General features: G+C 67.4%; 1 protein-coding gene. It reads right to left on the bottom strand.

All coding sequences use genetic code 11. From position 1 onward, the window contains the following. Positions 1 to 1,023 (bottom strand): sensor histidine kinase (locus tag OO63_RS47510; RefSeq protein ID WP_157854144.1); only part of this gene is annotated, 1,023 nt, incomplete at its 3' end. Positions 1,024 to 1,071: the final 48 nt, after the last annotated feature.

Here is a 1,071-nt window from a genome sequence, read left to right on the forward strand (position 1 = left end):
GACGTGGAAGCCGCCGTCGGGGCGGGGTCCGGACTCGAACGTGCCGCCCACCAACTCCACCCGCTGCCGCAACCCCTTCAACCCACTCCCCGAACCAGACGACGCCAACTCCCGATCCACCACCGCCGTCGGAGCCGAATTCCGCACCCTCAACCGCACCCGATCCGCCTCATACCGCACCTCCACCCGCACCCCACTCCCCGGCGCATGCTTCCGCACATTCGTCAACGCCTCCTGCACAATCCGATACGCCGTCCGCGCCACCACCGGAGACGACACCGAACGATCCCCCGACTCACTCAACACCACCTCAACCCCCACCGCCCGCGACTCCTCCACCAACACCGACAAACCCCAATCACCCACCCCCACACCACCCTCATCACCCACACCACCCACCAACCCCACCGCACTCTCCGGAGACCGCAACACCCCCACCAAATCCCTGAGCTCCTCCAACGCCTGACACCCCGCAGCCCGCAAACCCTCCGCCTCCGCCCGCACCCGCTCATCCGACGACACCACCCGCAACGCCCCCGCCTGCAACACCATCAACGACACCCGATGCGTCACCACATCATGCATCTCCCCCGCCAAACGCACCCGCTCCTCCGCCCGCGCCCGCTCCGCCAACAAAAACTGCTCCCGCTCCGCCCGCTCAGCCCGCTCCGTCAACGCCACAATCAACCCCCGCCGCGCCGCCACATACATCCCCAACAACGCCGGCACCGCCGTCAACAACACCCCCGACGCCGCCACCGCAAACGACAACTCCCACAACCGCGTCGCCACCAACGTCAACACACCCGTCAACACCCACGCACCCCGCGGCCGCGACGAATACACCACCGCCGAATACGCCGCGAACGGCGCAGCCAACGGCACCCACACCCCCGACCCATCCACCGACGTCACCAACAACCCCGGCACCAACCACACCGACAACGACATCAACACCGCAGACACCGTCGCCACACCCAACACAAACAACGGCCACACCCGCCGCACCACCAACACCACCACCACAACCACCTGCAACCCCAACCCCGCCCACGGCCCAAACCTCGGATG

The organism is Streptomyces alboflavus, assembly GCF_000716675.1.
Lineage (GTDB): Bacteria > Actinomycetota > Actinomycetes > Streptomycetales > Streptomycetaceae > Streptomyces > Streptomyces alboflavus.